The organism is Trabulsiella guamensis ATCC 49490 (genome assembly GCF_000734965.1).
GTDB lineage: Bacteria > Pseudomonadota > Gammaproteobacteria > Enterobacterales > Enterobacteriaceae > Trabulsiella > Trabulsiella guamensis.
In genome coordinates this window covers 1-19,948 of sequence record NZ_JMTB01000025.1, presented here as the reverse complement: position 1 = coordinate 19,948, position 19,948 = coordinate 1, and the positions used below count along the sequence as shown (strand labels likewise).

Sequence of the window (19,948 nt, the reverse complement as noted above, 5' to 3'; positions counted from 1 at the left end):
TTCTCAACATAAAAAAGTTTGTGTAATACTTGTAACGCTACATGGAGATTAACTCAATCTAGAGGGTATTAATAATGAATCGTACTAAACTGGTACTGGGCGCGGTAATCCTGGGTTCTACTCTGCTGGCTGGTTGCTCCAGCAATGCTAAAATCGATCAGCTGTCTTCTGACGTTCAGACTCTGAACGCTAAAGTTGACCAGCTGAGCAACGACGTGAACGCAATCCGTTCCGACGTTCAGGCTGCTAAAGATGACGCAGCGCGCGCTAACCAGCGTCTGGACAACCAGGCTACTAAATACCGTAAGTAATAGTGCCTGTGTAATAGAATGGCGCACATTGTGCGCCATTTTTTTTGCCCTTCGTATCCCTTCCTGATTATTGCGTCATGCCTGACGCCTCATCATTTACCGGCGAACCGTTCTGAGCCGATTCCACCGCTGACGTTTTTGCCGCAACAGGCGTCTGCCCTGAGGTAACCTTAATCGGGTACCCTGCGCGACGATACAGCGCTTGTTGTACCGTATCGTTGTTCACCGCCTTGTCCTCACGAAATGACGTAAACCCGGCAGGCAGCACGTACGGCATCGTCTGCACGTTTTGTTCCTCTTCTTGCGACAGCGGTCGATGCACTTCCACATAACGCTCGCCATTCGGCTCTGTGCTGTATTTGACCGGCTCGTTGATGATCTTAACTGGCGTACCGCTCTTCACGCGGGCAAACAACGCCTGAATATCCGGCGCATTCATACGGATACACCCCGAGCTGACGCGCAGACCGACGCTGTCAGGCGCGTTAGTGCCATGAATGAGGTATTCACCGTGTCCATAGGCCAAACGCAATGCAAAGCGTCCCAGGGGGTTATTTGGCCCGGCAGGCACAACCGGCGGCAACGTAATGCCCCGCTCAAGAGAACGCTTGCGGATACCCACCGTGGGTGTCCAGGTCGGATTGGGGATTTTCTGCCCGACTCGGGTCTCCATGACCGGTGTTTCCAGCCCCTGCAAACCAATGCCAATGGGATAGACCTGAACCTTGTTTTCACCCGGTGGGAAGTAGTAGAGACGCAACTCCGCCAGATTGACCACAATGCCCTCACGCGGGACATCCGGCAGCAGCAGTTGTGTTGGAATGGTGATAAGCGTGCCGGCTTTCGGTACCGGCGCAATAGTGTGATTTGCTTCCAGAATCAGCATCGCGGCGGTATCAAAACGCCTGGCGATAGCCTGTAAATTACGGTCGCCCTCCTGCACCGTATAAGTCTGGTTTTGCCCGATGAGACGACTGCCCTGTGGCGGTAGCGGATAATCCAACGCACGAGCAGTCTGTATGGCGCCCAGAACGCCAGTCAGAATAAGTGTAAGTAAAAACGCGCGCTTCATACTTTTTTCCTGTAGTCACGTGTAAGGGTCAGCGAAAAAATGACCCATGAGGATAAAAAAACGACCTCATAAAACAGGATAATAGGTATGATTTAGTTTAGCTGCAATCGCCGGCTTTCGTGCGAATAGCCCGGATCATCGCCTCAAGTCCTTGCGAGCGGGATGGCGTAAGGTGTTGGGTCAATGCCATTTTTTCAAACCACGGCCGGACGTCAAACGCGACGATATCCTGTGCAGTCATTTGCTGGTACAGAATGAAGACAATCGCGATGAGCCCTTTGACAATTGCCGCGTCGCTGTCGCCCTGTAAACTGATAACCCCGTTGTCGTCGCGGGTCATTACGATCCATACCTGGCTCTGGCACCCCTGAATGATATTCTGTGGGTTGTGATCCGCAGCGCTGAGCGCCGGCAGACGCTGCCCCAGTTCAATAATGTAGAGGTATTTTTCTTCCCAGTTCGCACAGCGCGAAAAATTTCGCAGGAGTTTATCTCTGTCCGGTAATGCTGCCATTATTCCTCCCTGTCAGCCTAATAAACGATGAATACGCTGCAGTCCTGCCACCAGACGATCCACCTCTTCATGCGTGTTGTACATCGCCAGCGACGCCCGGCACATGGCGGGAACCTGGTAAAAGCTCATCAATGGCATGGCGCAGTGATGCCCTGTCCGTACGGCAATACCATAGTTATCGAGAAAACTACCGACATCATAGGCGTGATGTTTGCCAAGATTGAACGCGATCACCCCCCGGCGGTCGGCGGGGCCATACAGAGTGAGATCCGGCACCTTCGCCAGTTCCGTTAATGCGTAGTGCATCAGCATTTGCTCATAATCAGCGATCTGTTCCAGCCCCAGTTCGTTGATATAATCAAGCGCTGCGCCGAAACCAATGATACCGCCGGTATTCGGTGTACCCGCCTCGAAACGCCACGGGGCTTTTGCCCAGGTCGTGCCTTCCGTCAGGCTGACGGTGGCGATCATCGAACCGCCCCCTTCCCACGGCGGCATCGCCTGTAAAATCTCTTCTCTGGCGTAGAGAATACCAATACCGGTCGGGCCATACAGCTTGTGACCGGAGAAGACGTAAAAGTCGCAGCCCAGCGCCTGCACATCAACGGCATGGTGCATAACCGCCTGGGCGCCATCCACCAGCACTTTCGCGCCATGTTGATGCGCCAGCGTGGCCATTTCCTGCACCGGGTTTTCTGTACCCAACACATTGGAAACCTGAGTGATAGCCAACAAGCGGGTGCGATCGTCCAGCAACGATGGCAGCACATCCAGTTTCAGCGTGCCGTCGTCGTTCAACGGGATCACCCGCAGTTCCGCGCCAGTGCGCGTGCAAAGCATCTGCCATGGCACGATATTCGCGTGATGCTCCATCTGGCTGATCACGATGTTATCGCCAACAGCGACGTTGCGGGTGCCCCAGCTGTTGGCCACCAGGTTGATACCTTCCGTGGTGCCGCGAACAAACACCAGTTCTTCGGCGGAACGGGCATGAATGAAGGTTGCCGCCTGCTGGCGGACCTGCTCCATACGCGTCGTCGCTTCGGCGCTGAGAGTGTGGATCCCACGATGCACCGCTGCATAACCATGGCGGTAAAACTCCGCCTCGGCGGCAATCACCCGTTCTGGTTTCTGCGCGCTGGCAGCACTGTCGAGATACGCCAGCGGTTGTCCGTTCACCTCACGGGACAACACCGGAAAATCGGCCCGTACCCGTTCAACGGAAAATGTCATGCTTCACCTCCCGGCAAGCGCTGACCAATGCGTGCCAGCACCTGTTGTTTCAGCGACTCATCGCGCAGCGTTTCGGTTAGTTCCGCCGCAAACGCGTAGATGATCATCTGCTGTGCCGCCTGCTGATTGATCCCACGCGAACGCAGGTAAAACAGTTGTTCATCATCAATCCGCCCTACCGTGGCGCCGTGGCTACATTTCACGTCATCAGCGTAGATTTCCAGCTGTGGTTTGGTGTCCACTTCCGCCAGCCGTCCGAGCAGCAGATTGTTGTTGGTCATCTGACCGTCAGTTTTCATCGCATGCTGTGCGACGTTAATCAGACCGTTAAACACCGCGCGCCCTTTATCGCTGACAATGGTTTTATGCAACTGACGACTGTTACAGTAGCCTTTGTTATGTTCAAGCCACGTCCGGGTATCGCACACTTCTGACTTCACCGGCATCGCCAGGCTATTCATTCGCAGCGTGGTGTTTTCGCCATTGAGTTGAGTGCTGGTGTTATGGCGCAATACCACACTACCCAGCAGGAAACTGTTGCTCCAGGCAGCTGCGTCCTGACCGAGGGCGATGTCGTTGTGGGCGAAGTGGTAGCTGAGCGGATTTTCAAACGCCAGTTTGATGTGCTGCAGTTGCGCATTAGCTGCCACCTGCATCGTCAGGCGCGACCCGGTGAAATGCCGGTGATTGTCAAGGCTTGCAAAGTGCTCAATCACCGTCGCTTCCGCCCCTTCCGCCAGTTCGAGATTGTGGCGATAATGCGCCGTATTCATCCCTTCACCGTCCAGCCCCTGGGTGAGGTGCATCAACAGCAAAGGTTTTGCCGGACGCTGGTTTCGCGCCACCCGGATGTGCGTGACGGTCACTGCCAGGCTTTCCGTCAGGTGCAGAAAGATTTCCGGCTGAATCGTAGCCGGTAGCGTCTGACGCTCATCATTAACAGTAACAGCAAAACCGCTGTCGGTAAGATCGTCGCTCAGTTGCGCATCGAAACGCCCGTCAACAAACACCAGGCGAAACGCGTCTACTCTCAGCGCCAGTGCATCACGCGTTGCGGCGTCAACCCGGGCGGTTTTTGTCACAAACTGGCTGTTCAGCAGACCATCCAGCGGTGTGTATTTCCAGTCCTCATGTTTGCGTGTCGGCAGCCCGAGACGCAGCATCTGTTGTAAATGCTGCTGCGCCTGCGGCGAGCGCGCGCCACCTTCGGCTTCAAAAAGATGATGCCATTGTTGCAACGCGTTACTGTTGTTCTGTAAGCCAGCCATAGCCCTGCTCCTCCAGTTGTTTTACCAGAGTGAAGTCGCCGGATTTAACGATGCGGCCCTGATACAACACGTGGACGTAATCCGGTTTGATGTAATCCAGGATACGCTGATAGTGCGTCACAATAACAAATGCGCGTTTACCATCCCGCAAGGCGTTAACCCCGTCGGCGACAATTTTTAGCGCATCAATATCCAGCCCGGAGTCAGATTCATCAAGAATGCATAGTTTAGGCTCCAGTACCGCCATTTGCAGAATGTCGTTACGCTTTTTTTCGCCGCCAGAGAACCCGACATTAACCGAGCGGGTCAGCAAGTCTTCGGGCATCTTCAGCAGTTTGATCTTCTCTTCCATCAGATCCTGAAAATCAAAGCGGTCAAGCTCTTCCTGGCCACGATAGCGACGAACGGCATTGAGCGCGGTTTGCAGGAAAAACTGGTTGCTGACGCCAGGAATTTCCACCGGATACTGGAAGGCCATGAAGATACCCTCACCCGCGCGATCTTCCGGCGACAATTCGAGCAGATCTTTTCCTTTAAAATTCACGGTGCCGCCCGTCACTTCATAATCTTCGCGTCCGGCGAGCGTGGCGGAGAGCGTACTTTTCCCTGAACCGTTTGGCCCCATGATGGCGTGCACTTCACCCGGGCGTACCTCAAGGCTTAATCCGCGCAGAATTTCTTTATCTTCAACCGTAACCTGTAAATCGTTGATGCTTAACATGTCTCTTCCTTTGTGCTTAGCCGACGCTGTGTTCAAGGCTAATCGCCAGTAATTTCTGTGCTTCGACGGCAAATTCCAGCGGCAATTCCGAGAAGACATCTTTACAGAAACCATTCACGATCATCGAGATGGCATCGTCTTCAGAGATCCCGCGTTGCAGGCAGTAAAACAGCTGATCTTCACCGATGCGCGAGGTGGTCGCTTCATGCTCCAGTTGCGCGCTGTTGTTACGGCACTCGACGTACGGGAAGGTATGCGCGCCGCTGTCAGGGCCGATCAGCATAGAATCGCACTGGGTGTAGTTACGCGCGTTGGTGGCGGTCGGCATGATTTTGACCAGCCCGCGATAGCTGTTCTGGCTGTGCCCGGCGGAGATCCCCTTCGAAATGATGGTCGATTTGGTGTTCTTGCCGATGTGGATCATTTTGGTGCCGGTGTCGGCCTGCTGATGGCCACTGGTCAGCGCCACAGAAAAGAACTCACCAATGGAATTGTCGCCACGCAAGATACAGCTCGGGTATTTCCAGGTAATCGCCGAGCCCGTTTCAGACTGCGTCCACGACATTTTACTGTTGTCGCCTTCGCACAACGCACGCTTGGTGACGAAGTTGAGGATCCCGCCGGTATTGTTATCACCCGGGAACCAGTTCTGCACCGTCGAGTATTTCACTTCGGCATCTTTATGAATGATCACTTCCACTACGGCAGCGTGTAACTGGTAGCTGTCGCGTACCGGCGCCGAACAGCCTTCGATGTAACTGACGTAGCTGCCTTCATCGGCAATTAAGATCGTACGTTCAAACTGCCCGGTTTTTTCCGCATTAATGCGGAAATAGGTAGAGAGCTCCATCGGGCAGCGCACGCCTTTCGGCACATAAATAAACGTGCCGTCGGAGGCCACTGCCGCATTCAGCGCGGCAAAAAAGTTGTCGTTGCCGGGTACCACGGTACCGAGGTATTTTTTTACCAGTTCCGGATGGTCGTGGATTGCTTCACCAAATGAACAGAATATGATCCCCTGCTCTGACAGTTTCTCTCGATACGTGGTGGCAACCGATACGGAGTCAAAAATGGCATCTACTGCCACCTCTTTGCCTTCACGAACCGGCACCCCGAGCTGGTTAAACGCCTCTTCTACTTCCTGGGTCAGGAACGCGCTGGAACCCGTCTGCTGGACGGCACCAGGTTGCGAGGCGCAGTTATCATCGCAATTACCGCAGGACGGTGCGGAATAGTAGCTGTAATCCTGATAATTGAGCGGATTGTAATGCGCTTTCAGCCAGTGCGGCTCTTCCATTTCCTGCCAGGCACGAAACGCGTTCAGGCGAAACTCAAGCATCCATTCGGGTTCATTACGGCGGGCGGAGATAGCACGCACCACCTCTTCACTGATGCCTTTCGCCAGTTCATCAGTCTGGAGCAGAGTGAAGAAGCCCTCTTTATAGTTGAGCTGCCCCCCCGTCCAGGTTTTAACATCGTCAGTTGCTTCAGTATTACGAGACATAATTACTCCGCCTGGACCCCAAAACTTTCGCCGCAGCCGCATTCATGCTGCGCTTTTGGGTTATGAAACTTGAAGATTTGATTTAAACCATCGCGGACATAATCCACGACAGTGCCATCAATGAACGGCATCGCCTTTCGCGAGACATAAAGTTTTGCGCCGTCCGTTTCAAAAAGCAGATCCTCTTGCTCCGGTTGCGTGACGGTATCAAGTACATAGCCAAATCCCGCACACCCGGTCTGCTTGACGCCCAACCGCAGCCCCTGCATATCGGGCTGCCTGTTCACCAGTTCACGAATATGCGCTGCCGCCGCGGGGGTTAAGGTCAGCCCCTGCCAGCTCACGTCGTTTGGGTCAAAGGTTCCTGAATGCACATCCATAGATCCCCCTCATTTTGTCAGTCGCCTGCGTATAATCTTATGGTAGTGATAACGATTCTCACTTCAACCCTTGTTCCACAGGGACTTTCGTGCATTTATTAAGCATAGACCCTGTTGCATGGCTTATCAGGCAAGGGAGATTTTGTTTAATGCATTGATAATTAATGGATTTGATGAGGTTTATTACTAAGACAGGTCATCTGCAAAAGATGTATAGGTAATGCCTATTTATAGAATAGCCAGCGTAAATGGCACAAATTCACAAAGTTACTTTTTAAAACAAGATGTTAAAAAAGAGAACGACTCAGACATGCTGTGCGTAATGCGAGTTTACTGGCACTTGCAAAAAATCTAACGGAACTCTCATTCTCTTTGTAATGTTACAGATTTTGTTGCCGATAACTGCTAAATCAATCCAACAAAGGGAAACCGTGATGACTGAGAATGAATTTCAGTTTAATGAAGAGGACTACATTAAGAAGGCTGTAATCACCTTACCATCTATTCCTGATGATGTATTGCAGTCCTTGTCCTTACAAGACAATCAGACGGGGTTGTTCTATCGAATTGATAAAGCGAAACAAGGGGCCCGAACACAGCGGCTTATTCATATATGGCGGAAAAACAGAGGCATAGGCGTTTCGTGGAATGTGGAAGACTCAAGACAAGGCAAAGTAAATTTCAATGACAACTTTAAGCATCTCAACGCGGCAAAGGATCTTGCGGCCAGGATGCTAAAAACGGACCCGGCGCTGAATTTCGACCTGTTAACCCGCCCTCTGTATACGCGCTCACCTCACCGTCGACTCCTTAATTTACTCCTCCTTGAGGTTATCATTGAAATACTGCTGTCTCCGGATGATGCTCCGCGTATCACTGTCGACTTTTCTAATCTGTAAATAAAAAAGCCCCTGCATTTCTGCATGGGGCTTATCAGGCGTTTTAGTGAATCCGCGCCTGCACACGGGCAATCGCGTTGTCGTAAACCGTACTGGCTTTTTCCTGACGGGCGGCCTGGTTATAGGTCAGCGCCTGCTGAAAATCACCCGCTGTTTCGTAAATTTTGCCGATGTTATAGTTTGCACCCGCACGGACCGTTGGCGCCCCAGCGCCACTGGCTAATGCCAGCGCCTTACGGTTGGCCCACAGCGCTTCCGCCGTACGACCGGCTTTCTGGTATACCAGCCCCAGGTTGCCATACGCTTTACCGTTATCCGCCCACGCATTGACCGCTGAGGTGAACAGACTGATCGCCTGATCGTAGTCATTTCGCTGATAGGCTGCCTCCCCTTGCAGGTTCAGATTGCGCGACACGCTGATATCCTGTTGCGTCCAACCGGCATTGTGCGAGGTAGTCCAGGCATCGGCCAGAGCGGGAGAGAGGTGTGACCCAATACGCGCAGACTCCATATTCACGCCTTCAATCTGGTTGATATCAACAAAATCGCCTGACGGGGTGATTTTGAATACCGTCCACAGATTTCCGATCTTCTGCTGCGGGACATAATAGGTCCGCACCAGCGATTCACCGACATAGACAAACACTTTCGCCTGGCTCTCTGATAAACGTGAGCTGTTCGGACTTTCACGGTCGGTGAAGTCATGAATAGCGTACACATACGACTGCCCCTGTTGCCGTGCCGTCAGGGTGATAGTCTCGGGGCCGTAACTGTCCGTATCATCAACGTCAAGATTACCGTTATCCCCTTCTTTCTGCTCGTAATAGATATGGTTGCCCTGATAAATGATGTGAGAGTCTAAATCGTCAGGCTGCGCTCCCCATGTTAATACCACGCGCATGCTGTCCAGCCCGGTGAGTACCGGACTTAACGCATAAGACATGCCATTGCAGGGGCATTTCACCACCAGATTCGAGAAGCCGCTTTTCTTGACGATCAGCAGCGTGTCGCTGGTATCGGGGAACGCACTCTCCAGCGTCGCCTGCCCCTGGGCGTTCGTTGCCGCCCGAACCGCACTTTCGCCGTTTCGTTGCAACGTAACCTGCGCATCCGGAATTTTTGCGTCTTTCACCACAGCGCTCAGAATCTCAACCTGAGTCGTGCTGGCCAGGCCATAGCCAGACAGCAACATAAGCGGCAAAAACAGCCATGACGTCATGTTTCTTTTCATTGAATTCCCTTAATTCCCTGTGCGTTTTGTTACGCTGTAATGAGCCATTATCGCCTCAAAAACGGTATTTGATACCGACATTGGTTGAGGTGTCTCTGTAACTTTCCGTTCCCACCCGCTGCGCGAGGTTTGTCCAGATTGTAAATGCGTCGGTCGGTTGCCCCTCAAGCCCCAGCTTCACTTCGCCCACGTTACGGCTTCCTGCCTGCTCTACCCTGACATTATCCAGCGCGACGTCGACAACATGGGTGTTGTGCAACCAGTTGACTTCGCTGTAAACGGTGAACTGCTTACCGTTTGTTTGCGCATTCAGCGCATCATAAGACAGATTCAGGCCAAGGCGCGTTTGTACACTGCCGCTGCCGTCGACCTGAGTGCCGTTCACTTCCTCATGCCGGTCAGCTTTGATGCCACTCCAGATAACCTGCGCTTGCGGAGTGATGAAAAGCGCTCCATTGATATTCTGTCTCAATGGTTGACGGTAACCGCTCTCCAGTGAGCCGCTCAGGCCGCTGATGTTATAACTTTCACCCACCAGCCCTTCGCCATTTACCGACGCGCGGAGCCAACTGTATTGCAGCCAACTGTCGACATATAGTCCGTTTCCGGACTCTGCATTCTGATACCAGGTGGCATAAGCGCCGGTGCTGTAGCCGTGAACGCTGTTTTTCGCATCGTAGTGTGTTTTTGCAGAGTGCGTGTTCCCTCGGCTATAGCCATAACCGGCCATGATGCCTACTCCAAGACGATCCTGTTCGCTGAACTGTCCGTTCCACAGTTCACCGCCACCCTGAATGACATAGCTGTTGCCGCGCATTTGCAACTGACCGCTACCATCATGCGATTCACTGCGAAACGCCAGTTGGCGCAACCACATGCTGGAATCTTGTGCCCGACCTTCACGATCTTTGAGACTGTGGCTGAACAGACGATTTGCCGCTGCCATGTTGGCAAGATAGGCCCCGGCCTCCGGGCGATAAATTTGCGGTTTCTGCACTGGCGCCGGCGTCGGTTCAGGTGTTGGTACGGCTGGTGTCTCAGGCGCTTCCACTGGAGGTGTGTCACCCGGTTGTTCCGGTGTTTGTGGCGGCTGCGGTGTTTCCTCCACCGGATCTTCCGGTTCTGCAGGCAATTCCGGCTCTTCTGGCGTCGGTGGCTCAGGAGCCAGCGCCGAGCGCAGATACCAGTCACCATCATCCTGATGCAGGAAATATTCATATGCTCCGGCCAGGGCGCGGTTTTCGAGGGTAAACAGACCATCAGACTGTCCCCCGACGCTTATCACTTCTATACCATTCACGGTTGTTGTGCCGGTACCATGGAAGTTATTGACATACAATTTGGTGGTTCCGGCGGTATCACCAGTCACTATTAGTCTGTCCGTCGCTGAACTGTCATCGCCCAGCGCGGTATTCATGATTAGCGTACCTCCGCCACGATAATTACCGACGGTAATGGTCCTGAAGACACCCTCGTCCCCCGGTGAGGTAAAAGCCACGGTACCGGAATTATCGAGGGTAGTGATATCGGAATCCCCCGTCACATTCCAGCGACTGGTATCGTCCAGTGCCATGCTGTATCCACGAACAATACGACCAGTCATCGTTGATGACGTATCCAGGGTGAGATTTAGCGCCGCCGCATTTGCGGATTGCGAAACCGCATCGCCGAAAATATGCGAATTGTCGCTGGCCGCGATGTTCACCACACCGGACTGGAACGAACCGCTGTCTTCGACACTAACCGCTATGCCTGTCTCGCCATCGCTACGCCCTGTCAGCACTGAACGGGTTAGGTCAAGATTAAGATTGGCATTGATGCTCTGAACCGCGTAACCGTCCCGGGTTTCAATACGGCTGTCGAAAACGGGTAACTCACTGCTGGAATTTAACAGCCGATACCCCACCTGCAACCCGTGGCTGTTGTTACCCGTCATGTTTATGCTGTTATTATTAAATGTGATATCCGGGTTTGCTCCGAGGAACATACCCGTCGAGTTATTCCCGGAAACTAATGCGGTCAGGTTGTCGATGCGCGCGATCGTTTCAAGCCCGGTAGTTCCTACACTAAGGGCGGTTGAAGTATCGCCACTCAAGGTGAGTCGAATATCGTTCAGGTACGTTCTGGCCTCATTATTCACTACTCCTCTGCTGTCTTTCCCACTCATGACAATGTCAATATTCGAGGCTGTCAGGATTGTCGGCTGATTTGAGTCTGTTCCCCCCACTGAGGCCTGTAGCCCGGTCGATCTGTATCCATGAGTGGTAATATCCACGTTATCCAGCGTCAACTTGGTTTTACCAACGGCAAATGCGCCCATGCCCGAATAACCAAATGTCTCAATGGAAGAATTTGATATTGTGGACGCAACGTTATTGGTATTATCAATATAGAGTCCATATGCCCCAAGGCCGCGCGTAACAATCGTGAGATTGTTCATTGCCGCAGAAGCATTCCCTGAGGTTACATTAATGGCATTTGACTGATAACCTTTCGTTTCAATGATGAGGTTATTTAAATTTGCTCGGGTTGCGAGTTCATTTGGGGTGTAGACATTTGTTATCTCAATCGCTTCAGGATTTCGGGGCGTCGTCGCACCTGAATAATAACCATTATCCAGAACCGTAATCCGGCTGTTTTCAATATTGAGTGTGGCGCCGCCTGTCACCCTAATTCCTGCTTGATATGGTTCACTGTGATCGCCCCGAATAGTAATATCAGAATCATTGATAATATCGAGACGTGATCCGGCACCGGTAACCGTCACACCAAGCCCCGCCGACACTGTACTGTTGTCAATAACTGCCGACGCGCCATTACTGACCTCACCAAGACTGGCATGACTATAAAGCGTTGAACTGGCAATGTTCACCTGGGTTCCGGCATCTTTAGCCATAAAAACCCGGTCATTATAGGAATATGATTGTCTGAATGTCGTCAGATCAATGTCCGAGTTCGTCAGCCAGATTTGCCCACCGTTATACGCTCTCAATGCTGTGTACTCAATGCCAGCAAAACCGGTACGGTGAATATAGAGATCAACGTTATCACCGCTGATTTTTGTTGACAATGGATAAATTCATTACCAGTTAATTTCATTCCGTTATTAATGATGGTATCGGCGATGTTTTGCCCAACGCAAAAGAATTTATCTGAAAATGCAGAGACACCTACAAAAATGTGAATTTGAAAGAAATCTAATAAGAATATATAACGGATTAATGAGAGTATATTTCAGCGGTAAAATAAAATGCCGTTTTATAAAAAATAAGCCCGCAAAGCAGGCTTATCATTTGTAACATTATTGGGGGGAATTATGGTTTAGCTTTTTATTTTTCTGTAAATGAACAGTACGACCAACGCACCAATAACAGCGACAACAAAGCTGCCGAAGTTAAACCCGTCCACTTCACCATAACCAAAGAGTGTGCTAATCCAGCCGCCGACGACCGCACCAACGATGCCGAGAATAACCGTGACGATGAATCCGCCGCCGTCTTTACCCGGCATGATCCACTTCGCCAGAATCCCTGCAATTAGCCCAAATATGATCCATGAAATAATACCCATGTGTTTTATATCCTCAGTTAGTACGTGACTTCATTTACCGGGATAAAGCGTAGCACATCGCTCAAAAATATCTAACGGGCTTTGCGCCCTGAATTATCAGTCATTTTTTCGTCACAGAGACCCTGTAGTGTGTCCACCGCACAAATTGATCACAACGAGATTTTGCGCATTTTTTGCTGGCGCCCCGGATTTGCTGGCGTATTATCGTCACTCCCTTCCCCGTACGGGGCGTTACAACCTTCTTGAGTTCAAGAGGCTACATTCATGACATGGCAACACTTCAAACAGGCTTACCTGATAAAATTCTGGGCGCCTGCCCCGGCGGTCATCGCTGCAGGTATTCTCTCCACTTACTATTTTGGCATCATCGGCACCTTCTGGGCCGTCACTGGCGAATTCACGCGCTGGGGCGGGCAACTGTTGCAACTGGCTGGCGTTCACACTGAAACCTGGGGCTACTATAAGCTCATCCATCTCGACGGTACGCCGTTAAGTCGCATCGACGGCATGATGATTATCGGGATGTTCGGCGGCTGTTTCGCGGCCGCGCTGTGGGCGAATAATGTTAAATTACGTCTTCCGCGTAGCCGTATTCGTATCGCGCAGGCTATCGCTGGCGGCATCATCGCGGGTTTTGGTGCCCGTCTGGCGATGGGGTGTAACCTTGCCGCGTTCTTTACCGGTATTCCTCAGTTCTCTCTGCACGCCTGGTTTTTTGCGATTGCCACCGCCATCGGCTCCTGGTTCGGCGCGCGTTTCACGCTGCTGCCGATGTTCCGTATCCCGGTGAAAATGCAAAAGGTTTCCGCCGCCTCGCCGCTCACGCAAAAACCAGAGCAGGCGCGCCGTCGTTTCCGTCTGGGGATGCTGGTGTTCATCGCTATGGTCGGCTGGGCGTTGCTCACCGCCATGAATCAACCCAAACTCGGGCTGGCGATGCTGTTCGGCGTCGGATTCGGGCTGCTGATTGAACGTGCGCAAATCTGCTTCACCTCCGCATTCCGCGATCTGTGGATCACCGGACGCACGCATATGGCGAAAGCGATTGTGTTCGGGATGGCGGTCAGCGCCATCGGTATTTTCAGCTACGTGCAACTCGGCGTGGAGCCCAAAATTATGTGGGCCGGCCCGAACGCGGTACTGGGCGGTCTGCTGTTCGGCTTTGGTATTGTGCTGGCGGGTGGCTGTGAAACCGGCTGGATGTACCGTGCCGTTGAAGGCCAGGTGCATTACTGGTGGGTGGGCCTCGGTAACGTTATTGGCTCGACTCTGCTCGCGTATTACTGGGATGATTTATCCCCGTCTCTCGCCACCAGTTGGGACAAGGTCAACCTGCTCAATACCTTTGGTCCCCTCGGCGGTTTGCTCGTTACTTATGCGCTGCTGTTTATCGCATTAATGCTGATGATCGGCTGGGAGAAACACTTTTTCCGTCGCGCTCGTGGCGCGTCGGTTGCCGCGAAGGAGGCTGCATGAAAACTATCGTTCCTGATTATCGCCTGGATATGGTCGGCGAGCCGTGTCCGTATCCGGCAGTCGCTACGCTTGAAGCGATGCCACAACTGCGGAAAGGGGAAATCCTTGAAGTGGTCAGCGATTGCCCGCAGTCGATTAACAATATTCCACTCGACGCGAAGAATCATGGTTACACCGTTCTGGATATCCAGCAGGACGGGCCAACCATCCGTTATTTGATTCAGAAATAGTCCATCACAGAATTATATGTTCGGCTTGATGGTTCAATAAATCTGGCGTAAATAATAAGTGTCCATTATGGATGAATAAGGAGATTTAGATGGGCTATTACGTCATTAAGAAATCGGATAAAAACGTTTCACAACCGTACTATTTTCAGTTGAAAGCAGACAACCACGAAACTATTGCTGTCAGCGAGATGTACTCTTCGAAAGACGCTGCGAAGAAAGGAATTGCGTCAGTACAGAAAAACGGTCCGACCACCACGATAAAGGACGAGACCGTATAGCAGGAACCCCTCTCCCTGTTACGGGAGAGGGGTTCTTTCAGACAACCGCCGTCGTCAGCCGTGATGAGCAACACAACCTTCCCTGCTCATCAAAAATTTCAATCTGCCACACCTGATGACGGCTGCCCGCATGAAGCGCAGAACAGACGCCACGAACACGACCGCTACGCACGGAGCGGATATGGTTGGCGTTGACCTCAAGCCCGACCACTTTTTGATCACCTTCAGTACATAAATAGCCTGCCACCGAGCCCAGTGTTTCCGCCAGCACCACGGACGCGCCGCCATGAAGCAGACCAAACGGTTGATGCGTGCGATGGTCCACCGGCATCGTCGCTTCGATGGTGGTGTCCGTAAAGCGATCAAACTGAATATCCAACAACCCCACCATGTTGTTTTGCCCCATGGCGTTAAGGTCTTCAAGCGTCGCGGTGCGTCTCCAGATCATCCAAGGATCTCCAGTAAGGCCTGTAGCGGATGGCGAACACCATTCCCTTCAATACGTTTCACCTGACTCCGGCATGAATATCCCGTTGCCAGACAGCGATTTTTCGGCAATGTCTGCATAGCCGGCTGCCAGGAGAGGGCGTAGATCCCCAGTGAATTTGCGTGGTTTTTGACTTCATGACCATAGGTACCGGCCATCCCACAGCAACCCACATTGATGTTTTCCAGTTTGGCGCCGAGACGCGCGAACAGCGCGGCCCACTGCTGTGGTGCCGCAGGCAGCGCCGTAACCTCCGTGCAGTGCCCAAAGAGATACCACGGTTCACCGCTGACATCGCGTGCCGCGACATGTTCCAGCGCCAGCGGCAGCCACTCATGCACCAGTAAGACGTGGAAATCGCCCCGTTGTACACCCAGCACCTGTTTGTATTCATCGCGGTAGCAGAGCACCAGCGCCGGATCGACCCCCACCATCGGCATGCCAAGCTGCGCGATGCGGCTCAGGAAATCTGAGGTTTTCTTTGCGGTTTTCGCAAAGCGGTTGAGGAACCCTTTGATATGTTGCGCTTTACCGTTGGGTGAGAACGGCAGCAGGACGGGCTGATAACCCACTTTCTCTACCAGCCGGACAAAATCCGCCACGACTTGTGCATCGTAATAGCTGGTAAACGGATCCTGAACCACCAGCACCGTTTTTGCTTTTTGCTCAGCACTCAGGGCTTCAAGCTGTTCCAGCGTCATATTCGCCGAGCGATGGCCAACCAGCCGCTGCTGCAGCGACGGCGCAGAGAGCAGCGGCAAATCAATCATCCCGATATGCTTCTCCGACAACCGGCGCACCAGGGGCTGGTTAATAAAGAAGTTAAACGTTTTAGGCGCACGCGCCATCAGCGGCGCATAGCTTTCCACGGTAGCAACCAGGTGATCGCGCACCGGACGCAAATAACGGGAGTGATAAAGTTGCAGGAAACGCGAACGGAACTCCGGGACATCGATTTTGATCGGGCACTGGGTGGTGCAGGCTTTACAGGCCAGGCAGCCTGACATAGCCTCTTTCACCTCGTGGGAGAAATCATATTCGCCTTTACGCGCATGCCAGCTGTTACGCGTACGTTCGATGAGCGTTCGCAGACTGGCACGTTTTTCCGGCAACTCTTTTTCCAGCTTCAGCGGATCAACGCCTCTGTCGGCCAGCAGGCGCAACCATTCGCGCACCAGTGTAGCGCGCCCTTTCGGTGAGTGAATGCGGTTGCTGGTGATTTTCATTGACGGGCACATCGGGCTTCTGACGTCGAAGTTAAAGCATAATCCGTTACCGTTACACTCCATCGCGCCACGCCATGCGGTACGCACGACGCCCGGGATTTGCCGATCATACGTGCCGCGCTTCACCGCATCGACTTTCATCATTGGCGCGTCGATACCTTCAGGCGGGCAAATCTTGCCGGGGTTAAGCCGGTTGGCCGGATCAAAAGCCGCCTTAACCTTACGCAGCTCGCCATACAGTTCGTCACCAAAAAATGCCGGGCTGTATTCTGCACGGAAACCTTTGCCGTGCTCGCCCCATAACAGGCCACCATATTTTGCTGTCAGCGCCACCACTTCATCGGAGATCTGCTTCATCAGGATCTCCTGTTGCGGATCGCACATATCCAGCGCCGGGCGCACGTGCAACACACCGGCATCGACATGACCAAACATGCCGTAGCTCAGGCCGTGACTGTCCAGCAGTGCGCGGAACTCGGTGATGTAGTCAGCGAGATGTTCAGGCGGCACGCAGGTATCTTCGGCAAAAGGTATGGGTTTCGCCGCCCCTTTCGCATTTCCCAGCAACCCCACCGCTTTCTTGCGCATCGCATAGATGCGTTCAATACCCGCAAGTTCTTCACATACCTGCCAGCCAATGACGCCACCAGTGTTTTGCGCCATCAGTGCATCAAGGCGCTGGCACAGCGTCTGAACCTGATTGTCAATCAACTGCGGGTCGTCACCCGCGAATTCAACGATGTTCAGACCCAGCATCACTTTATCCGCCACGTCAGTGATTAATTCACTGACGGAGTGCCAGACGATATCTTCCCGCGCCAGATCCAGTACCTTTGAATCTACCGTTTCTACCGACAGGGCGTTGGCTTCTACCATGAACGGCGCATTGCGGAGCGCGGAATCAAACGAGTCGTATTTAACGTTCACCAGCCGCCGCACCTTTGGCAGGCGAGTGATATCCAACCGCGCCTCGGTAATAAACGCCAGTGTGCCTTCAGAACCGGTCAGTACGCGGGTCAAATCGAACTCAGTCATGTCATCGTTAAAGACATGGCGAAGGTCGTAACCGGTCAGAAATCGGTTCAGTTTAGGGAATTTGTCGATAATTAACTGGCGATTGTCGCGGCAGCGCTGATAAACAGTGCGATAAATTCGGCCAATCGCCGACTGCTCTTTCGCCAGTGTTTCTGCCAGTTGCACCGGCACTGGCTGCGTATCGAGGATGTCGCCGCCCATTAACACTGCCCTGACGCCGAGCACGTGATCCGACGTTTTACCATAGACCAGTGACCCCTGGCCCGACGCGTCGGTGTTGATCATCCCGCCAAGCGTGGCGCGGTTGCTGGTGGAGAGTTCAGGGGCAAAAAAATAGCCGTAGGGTTTGAGGAACTGATTCAACTGATCTTTGATGACACCTGCTTCCACCCGCACCCAACCCTCTCCCGGGTTGATTTCAATGATGCGATTCATGTAGCGGGACAAGTCGATGATAATACCCTGATTAAGCGCCTGCCCGTTGGTGCCAGTGCCGCCGCCACGCGGAGTAAATATCAGCGACGAAAACCGTTCTTCAGCGGCCAGACGCGCCAGCAACGCGACATCGGCAGTAGAACGGGGAAATACCACGGCATCCGGCAACAACTGATAGATGCTGTTATCGGTGGACATCGTTAGTCGGTCGGCATAGCCGGTGGCGGTGTCGCCGGTGAAACCTTGCTGTTCCAGTACCTGCAAAAAAGTCAGCACCAGTTGAACGACACCTGGCGCCTGGGAAATCTGTGGGATCATTACGCTTGACCCTGCCTGATAATGTTGTGTTGTGAGTAATTAATCGGTTGCGTTGCGCATTTATCGTTGTATCACATTTTTTCTTATGCGCCCATCAGAATTATGTGCTCAAATTTGTTGATATTATTATCAGTCAGACACGATTGTTTAAGGGAAAAACATCTATGGTAAGTCTTCGTCAGCCAAAAGACATTCCGCAAATACTGTTGTCCGTGCTGTTCCTGGCTCTCATCATTACTGCCTGTTTATGGATAATCCAGCCGTTTATACTTGGCTTTGCCTGGGCGGGGACTATTGTTATCGCCACCTGGCCGGTGCTGCTTCGTCTGCAACGCCTCCTTTTTGGCCGCCGTTCGCTGGCGGTACTGGTGATGACTCTGCTGCTGTTTTTGCTGTTTGTCATTCCGGTTGCGCTACTGGTCAACAGCCTGGTGGATGGCAGCGGTCCGCTGATCCATGACATCACCACCGGCAGTTTCACCTTGCCGGATTTCGCCTGGCTGAACAGCATTCCTTTTGTTGGTGCGAAGCTTTACGGCGCCTGGCATAGCCTGCTGGATATGGGCGGTACGGCGATTATGGCGAAAGTTCGCCCCTATATCGGGGCGACCACCACCTGGTTTGTCGGCCAGGCGGCGCACATCGGACGCTTCCTGCTGCACTGCGGCCTGATGCTGCTCTTTAGCGCTCTGCTCTACTGGCGGGGCGAAAAAGTGGCCTACGGCATTCGTTATTTTGCTACGCGTCTCGCCGGACGCCGGGGTGATGCCGCCGTTCTGCTGGCAGGTCAGGCCATCCGTGCCGTCGCGCTGGGTGTGGTGGTGACTGCGCTGGTGCAGGCAGTTCTCGGCGGATTCGGGCTGGCGATTTCAGGCGTCCCCTACGCGACACTGTTGACCGTGGTGATGGTCTTCACCTGTCTGGTACAGCTCGGGCCATTGCCGGTCCTGATCCCGTCGATTATCTGGTTATACTGGAGCGGCGATACCACCTGGGGCACTGTACTGCTGGTCTGGAGTTGTGTGGTCGGAACGATGGATAACGTCATTCGCCCGGTGTTGATTCGTATGGGCGCCGACCTGCCAATGATTTTAATCCTCTCCGGCGTTATCGGCGGGCTGGTCGCATTCGGAATGATCGGTTTGTTTATTGGCCCGGTGCTGCTTGCGGTCTCGTGGCGTCTGTACGATGCCTGGGTTCATGAAGTTCCGCCACCGCCTGATAACCCCGATCAGGTGCTTGCTGAGCTGGAAGAGATCGAAGACGACAGCGAGCAGGTAGCAAAACAATAACTGTTCAAGGCGGGGAAACCCGCCTTATTGATAAATTTTGTTAATCATTTATTGCATTTCCAATCCCGCACTGGCTTGTTACCATCTCTGCCGCCAGTATTTATCTCGCAAATTATTTACCTCTCTTTAACTATTGAGACGAATCTGATCGACGCAAAAATCCCCTGCGCCTACTATTAGGGCACGGTTATAAATCAACATCTTGATTTATAAATCATGGAAATCCCCTGAGTGAAACAACGAATTGCTGTGTGTAGTCTTTGCCCATCTCCCACGATGGGCTTTTTTTAATCGTTGCAGACCTGCCGAAATCAAACTCCTCTTTTTGTGATATTTCTCACAGTCTATGACGGTTTCACATGTCAGCATGCCCGACACTTAATAACCCATTGTTTTTATTCATGTTATCAATGAATCAACCTCCCGCACTGATACCATGAATAGTTCAGGGACGCCGGTATGTCATTG

The 19,948-nt window shown here is 52.7% G+C and carries 18 protein-coding genes and 1 other RNA gene; 7 read left to right on the top strand and 12 right to left on the bottom strand.

All coding sequences use genetic code 11. The annotated features are described in order from the left end of the window. The first annotated feature begins 74 nt into the window (after positions 1 to 74). Positions 75 to 311: a murein lipoprotein Lpp gene (lpp, locus tag GTGU_RS02195; RefSeq protein WP_010430241.1), complete on the top strand. Its 237-nt coding sequence runs from the start codon at positions 75 to 77 to the stop codon at positions 309 to 311. A gap of 67 nt (positions 312 to 378) precedes the next feature. Here the strand turns inward: lpp and ldtE are convergent, their stop codons facing one another. The 7 genes from ldtE to sufA form a co-directional block, all read right to left on the bottom strand. After that, a complete protein-coding gene (gene ldtE / locus GTGU_RS02190) occupies positions 379 to 1,383 on the bottom strand; it encodes a L,D-transpeptidase LdtE (protein WP_038153926.1) in 1,005 nt (334 codons plus the stop codon). 97 nt (positions 1,384 to 1,480) lie between these two features. Then, complete coding sequence (gene sufE, locus GTGU_RS02185; protein ID WP_038153925.1) at positions 1,481 to 1,897, bottom strand: cysteine desulfuration protein SufE; 417 nt, start codon at positions 1,895 to 1,897, stop codon at positions 1,481 to 1,483. A 12-nt stretch (positions 1,898 to 1,909) separates the two neighbouring features. Beyond that, a complete protein-coding gene (gene sufS, locus GTGU_RS02180) occupies positions 1,910 to 3,130 on the bottom strand; it encodes a cysteine desulfurase SufS (RefSeq protein ID WP_038153923.1) in 1,221 nt (406 codons plus the stop codon). Then, complete coding sequence (gene sufD / locus GTGU_RS02175; RefSeq protein WP_038153922.1) at positions 3,127 to 4,398, bottom strand: Fe-S cluster assembly protein SufD; 1,272 nt, start codon at positions 4,396 to 4,398, stop codon at positions 3,127 to 3,129. The genes sufS and sufD overlap by 4 nt, the downstream gene beginning before the upstream one ends. Next, a complete protein-coding gene (gene sufC, locus GTGU_RS02170; protein ID WP_038153919.1) occupies positions 4,373 to 5,119 on the bottom strand; it encodes a Fe-S cluster assembly ATPase SufC in 747 nt (248 codons plus the stop codon). The genes sufD and sufC overlap by 26 nt, the downstream gene beginning before the upstream one ends. 16 nt (positions 5,120 to 5,135) lie before the next feature. Continuing rightward, on the bottom strand, positions 5,136 to 6,623 hold the full coding sequence (gene sufB, locus GTGU_RS02165) for a Fe-S cluster assembly protein SufB (RefSeq protein ID WP_038153918.1): 1,488 nt from the start codon (positions 6,621 to 6,623) through the stop codon (positions 5,136 to 5,138). 2 nt (positions 6,624 to 6,625) lie between these two features. Further along, positions 6,626 to 7,003, bottom strand: coding sequence for a Fe-S cluster assembly scaffold SufA (gene sufA, locus GTGU_RS02160; RefSeq protein WP_038153915.1), 378 nt, complete (start codon positions 7,001 to 7,003; stop codon positions 6,626 to 6,628). A gap of 434 nt (positions 7,004 to 7,437) precedes the next feature. On the opposite strand from sufA, the gene GTGU_RS02155 reads away from it, so the two are divergent. After that, positions 7,438 to 7,902, top strand: coding sequence for a DUF6367 family protein (locus GTGU_RS02155; protein ID WP_156964011.1), 465 nt, complete (start codon positions 7,438 to 7,440; stop codon positions 7,900 to 7,902). A 43-nt stretch (positions 7,903 to 7,945) separates the two neighbouring features. Here the strand turns inward: GTGU_RS02155 and GTGU_RS02150 are convergent, their stop codons facing one another. The 3 genes from GTGU_RS02150 to GTGU_RS02140 all read right to left on the bottom strand — a co-directional run bounded on the left by GTGU_RS02150 (position 7,946) and on the right by GTGU_RS02140 (position 12,703). Then, on the bottom strand, positions 7,946 to 9,133 hold the full coding sequence (locus tag GTGU_RS02150; protein WP_051857280.1) for a tetratricopeptide repeat protein: 1,188 nt from the start codon (positions 9,131 to 9,133) through the stop codon (positions 7,946 to 7,948). A 55-nt stretch (positions 9,134 to 9,188) separates the two neighbouring features. Continuing rightward, entirely contained in the window at positions 9,189 to 12,203 is a 3,015-nt protein-coding gene (locus GTGU_RS23925; RefSeq protein ID WP_051857279.1) for an autotransporter outer membrane beta-barrel domain-containing protein, read from the bottom strand. A 251-nt stretch (positions 12,204 to 12,454) separates the two neighbouring features. Next, positions 12,455 to 12,703, bottom strand: coding sequence for a GlsB/YeaQ/YmgE family stress response membrane protein (locus GTGU_RS02140; protein ID WP_038153910.1), 249 nt, complete (start codon positions 12,701 to 12,703; stop codon positions 12,455 to 12,457). A 264-nt stretch (positions 12,704 to 12,967) separates the two neighbouring features. Here GTGU_RS02140 and yedE point away from each other — a divergent pair, with 264 nt between their 5' ends. The 3 genes from yedE to GTGU_RS02125 all read left to right on the top strand — a co-directional run bounded on the left by yedE (position 12,968) and on the right by GTGU_RS02125 (position 14,687). Then, a complete protein-coding gene (yedE, locus tag GTGU_RS02135) occupies positions 12,968 to 14,179 on the top strand; it encodes a selenium metabolism membrane protein YedE/FdhT (protein ID WP_038153909.1) in 1,212 nt (403 codons plus the stop codon). Continuing rightward, positions 14,176 to 14,409, top strand: a complete 234-nt coding sequence (yedF, locus tag GTGU_RS02130) for a sulfurtransferase-like selenium metabolism protein YedF (RefSeq protein WP_038153908.1) — start codon at positions 14,176 to 14,178, stop codon at positions 14,407 to 14,409. The genes yedE and yedF overlap by 4 nt, the downstream gene beginning before the upstream one ends. Positions 14,410 to 14,498: 89 nt before the next feature. Next, positions 14,499 to 14,687 (top strand): YegP family protein, encoded by a 189-nt coding sequence (locus GTGU_RS02125; RefSeq protein ID WP_038153907.1) that lies wholly within the window; start codon positions 14,499 to 14,501, stop codon positions 14,685 to 14,687. Positions 14,688 to 14,724: 37 nt separating this feature from the next. Here GTGU_RS02125 and menI read toward each other — a convergent pair whose 3' ends face one another. Both menI and ydiJ read right to left on the bottom strand, forming a co-directional pair. Beyond that, on the bottom strand, positions 14,725 to 15,135 hold the full coding sequence (gene menI / locus GTGU_RS02120) for a 1,4-dihydroxy-2-naphthoyl-CoA hydrolase (protein ID WP_038153905.1): 411 nt from the start codon (positions 15,133 to 15,135) through the stop codon (positions 14,725 to 14,727). Further along, positions 15,132 to 18,188: a D-2-hydroxyglutarate dehydrogenase YdiJ gene (gene ydiJ / locus GTGU_RS02115; protein WP_038153904.1), complete on the bottom strand. Its 3,057-nt coding sequence runs from the start codon at positions 18,186 to 18,188 to the stop codon at positions 15,132 to 15,134. The genes menI and ydiJ overlap by 4 nt, the downstream gene beginning before the upstream one ends. A gap of 164 nt (positions 18,189 to 18,352) precedes the next feature. Between ydiJ and ydiK the strand changes: the two genes are divergently transcribed. Further along, positions 18,353 to 19,480: an AI-2E family transporter YdiK gene (gene ydiK / locus GTGU_RS02110; protein WP_038153902.1), complete on the top strand. Its 1,128-nt coding sequence runs from the start codon at positions 18,353 to 18,355 to the stop codon at positions 19,478 to 19,480. Positions 19,481 to 19,663: 183 nt separating this feature from the next. Then, positions 19,664 to 19,772, top strand: an RNA gene (gene rprA, locus GTGU_RS24235) — antisense sRNA RprA. Positions 19,773 to 19,948 lie beyond the last annotated feature (176 nt).

Bases quoted from the DNA above. Each gene is read 5' to 3' on its own strand.
- lpp (WP_010430241.1), top strand. From the start codon at position 75: ATGAATCGTACTAAACTGGTACTGGGCGCGGTAATCCTGGGTTCTACT.
- ldtE (WP_038153926.1), bottom strand. From the start codon at position 1,383: ATGAAGCGCGCGTTTTTACTTACACTTATTCTGACTGGCGTTCTGGGC.
- sufE (WP_038153925.1), bottom strand. From the start codon at position 1,897: ATGGCAGCATTACCGGACAGAGATAAACTCCTGCGAAATTTTTCGCGC.
- sufS (WP_038153923.1), bottom strand. From the start codon at position 3,130: ATGACATTTTCCGTTGAACGGGTACGGGCCGATTTTCCGGTGTTGTCC.
- sufD (WP_038153922.1), bottom strand. From the start codon at position 4,398: ATGGCTGGCTTACAGAACAACAGTAACGCGTTGCAACAATGGCATCAT.
- sufC (WP_038153919.1), bottom strand. From the start codon at position 5,119: ATGTTAAGCATCAACGATTTACAGGTTACGGTTGAAGATAAAGAAATT.
- sufB (WP_038153918.1), bottom strand. From the start codon at position 6,623: ATGTCTCGTAATACTGAAGCAACTGACGATGTTAAAACCTGGACGGGG.
- sufA (WP_038153915.1), bottom strand. From the start codon at position 7,003: ATGGATGTGCATTCAGGAACCTTTGACCCAAACGACGTGAGCTGGCAG.
- GTGU_RS02155 (WP_156964011.1), top strand. From the start codon at position 7,438: ATGACTGAGAATGAATTTCAGTTTAATGAAGAGGACTACATTAAGAAG.
- GTGU_RS02150 (WP_051857280.1), bottom strand. From the start codon at position 9,133: ATGAAAAGAAACATGACGTCATGGCTGTTTTTGCCGCTTATGTTGCTG.
- GTGU_RS02140 (WP_038153910.1), bottom strand. From the start codon at position 12,703: ATGGGTATTATTTCATGGATCATATTTGGGCTAATTGCAGGGATTCTG.
- yedE (WP_038153909.1), top strand. From the start codon at position 12,968: ATGACATGGCAACACTTCAAACAGGCTTACCTGATAAAATTCTGGGCG.
- yedF (WP_038153908.1), top strand. From the start codon at position 14,176: ATGAAAACTATCGTTCCTGATTATCGCCTGGATATGGTCGGCGAGCCG.
- GTGU_RS02125 (WP_038153907.1), top strand. From the start codon at position 14,499: ATGGGCTATTACGTCATTAAGAAATCGGATAAAAACGTTTCACAACCG.
- menI (WP_038153905.1), bottom strand. From the start codon at position 15,135: ATGATCTGGAGACGCACCGCGACGCTTGAAGACCTTAACGCCATGGGG.
- ydiJ (WP_038153904.1), bottom strand. From the start codon at position 18,188: ATGATCCCACAGATTTCCCAGGCGCCAGGTGTCGTTCAACTGGTGCTG.
- ydiK (WP_038153902.1), top strand. From the start codon at position 18,353: ATGGTAAGTCTTCGTCAGCCAAAAGACATTCCGCAAATACTGTTGTCC.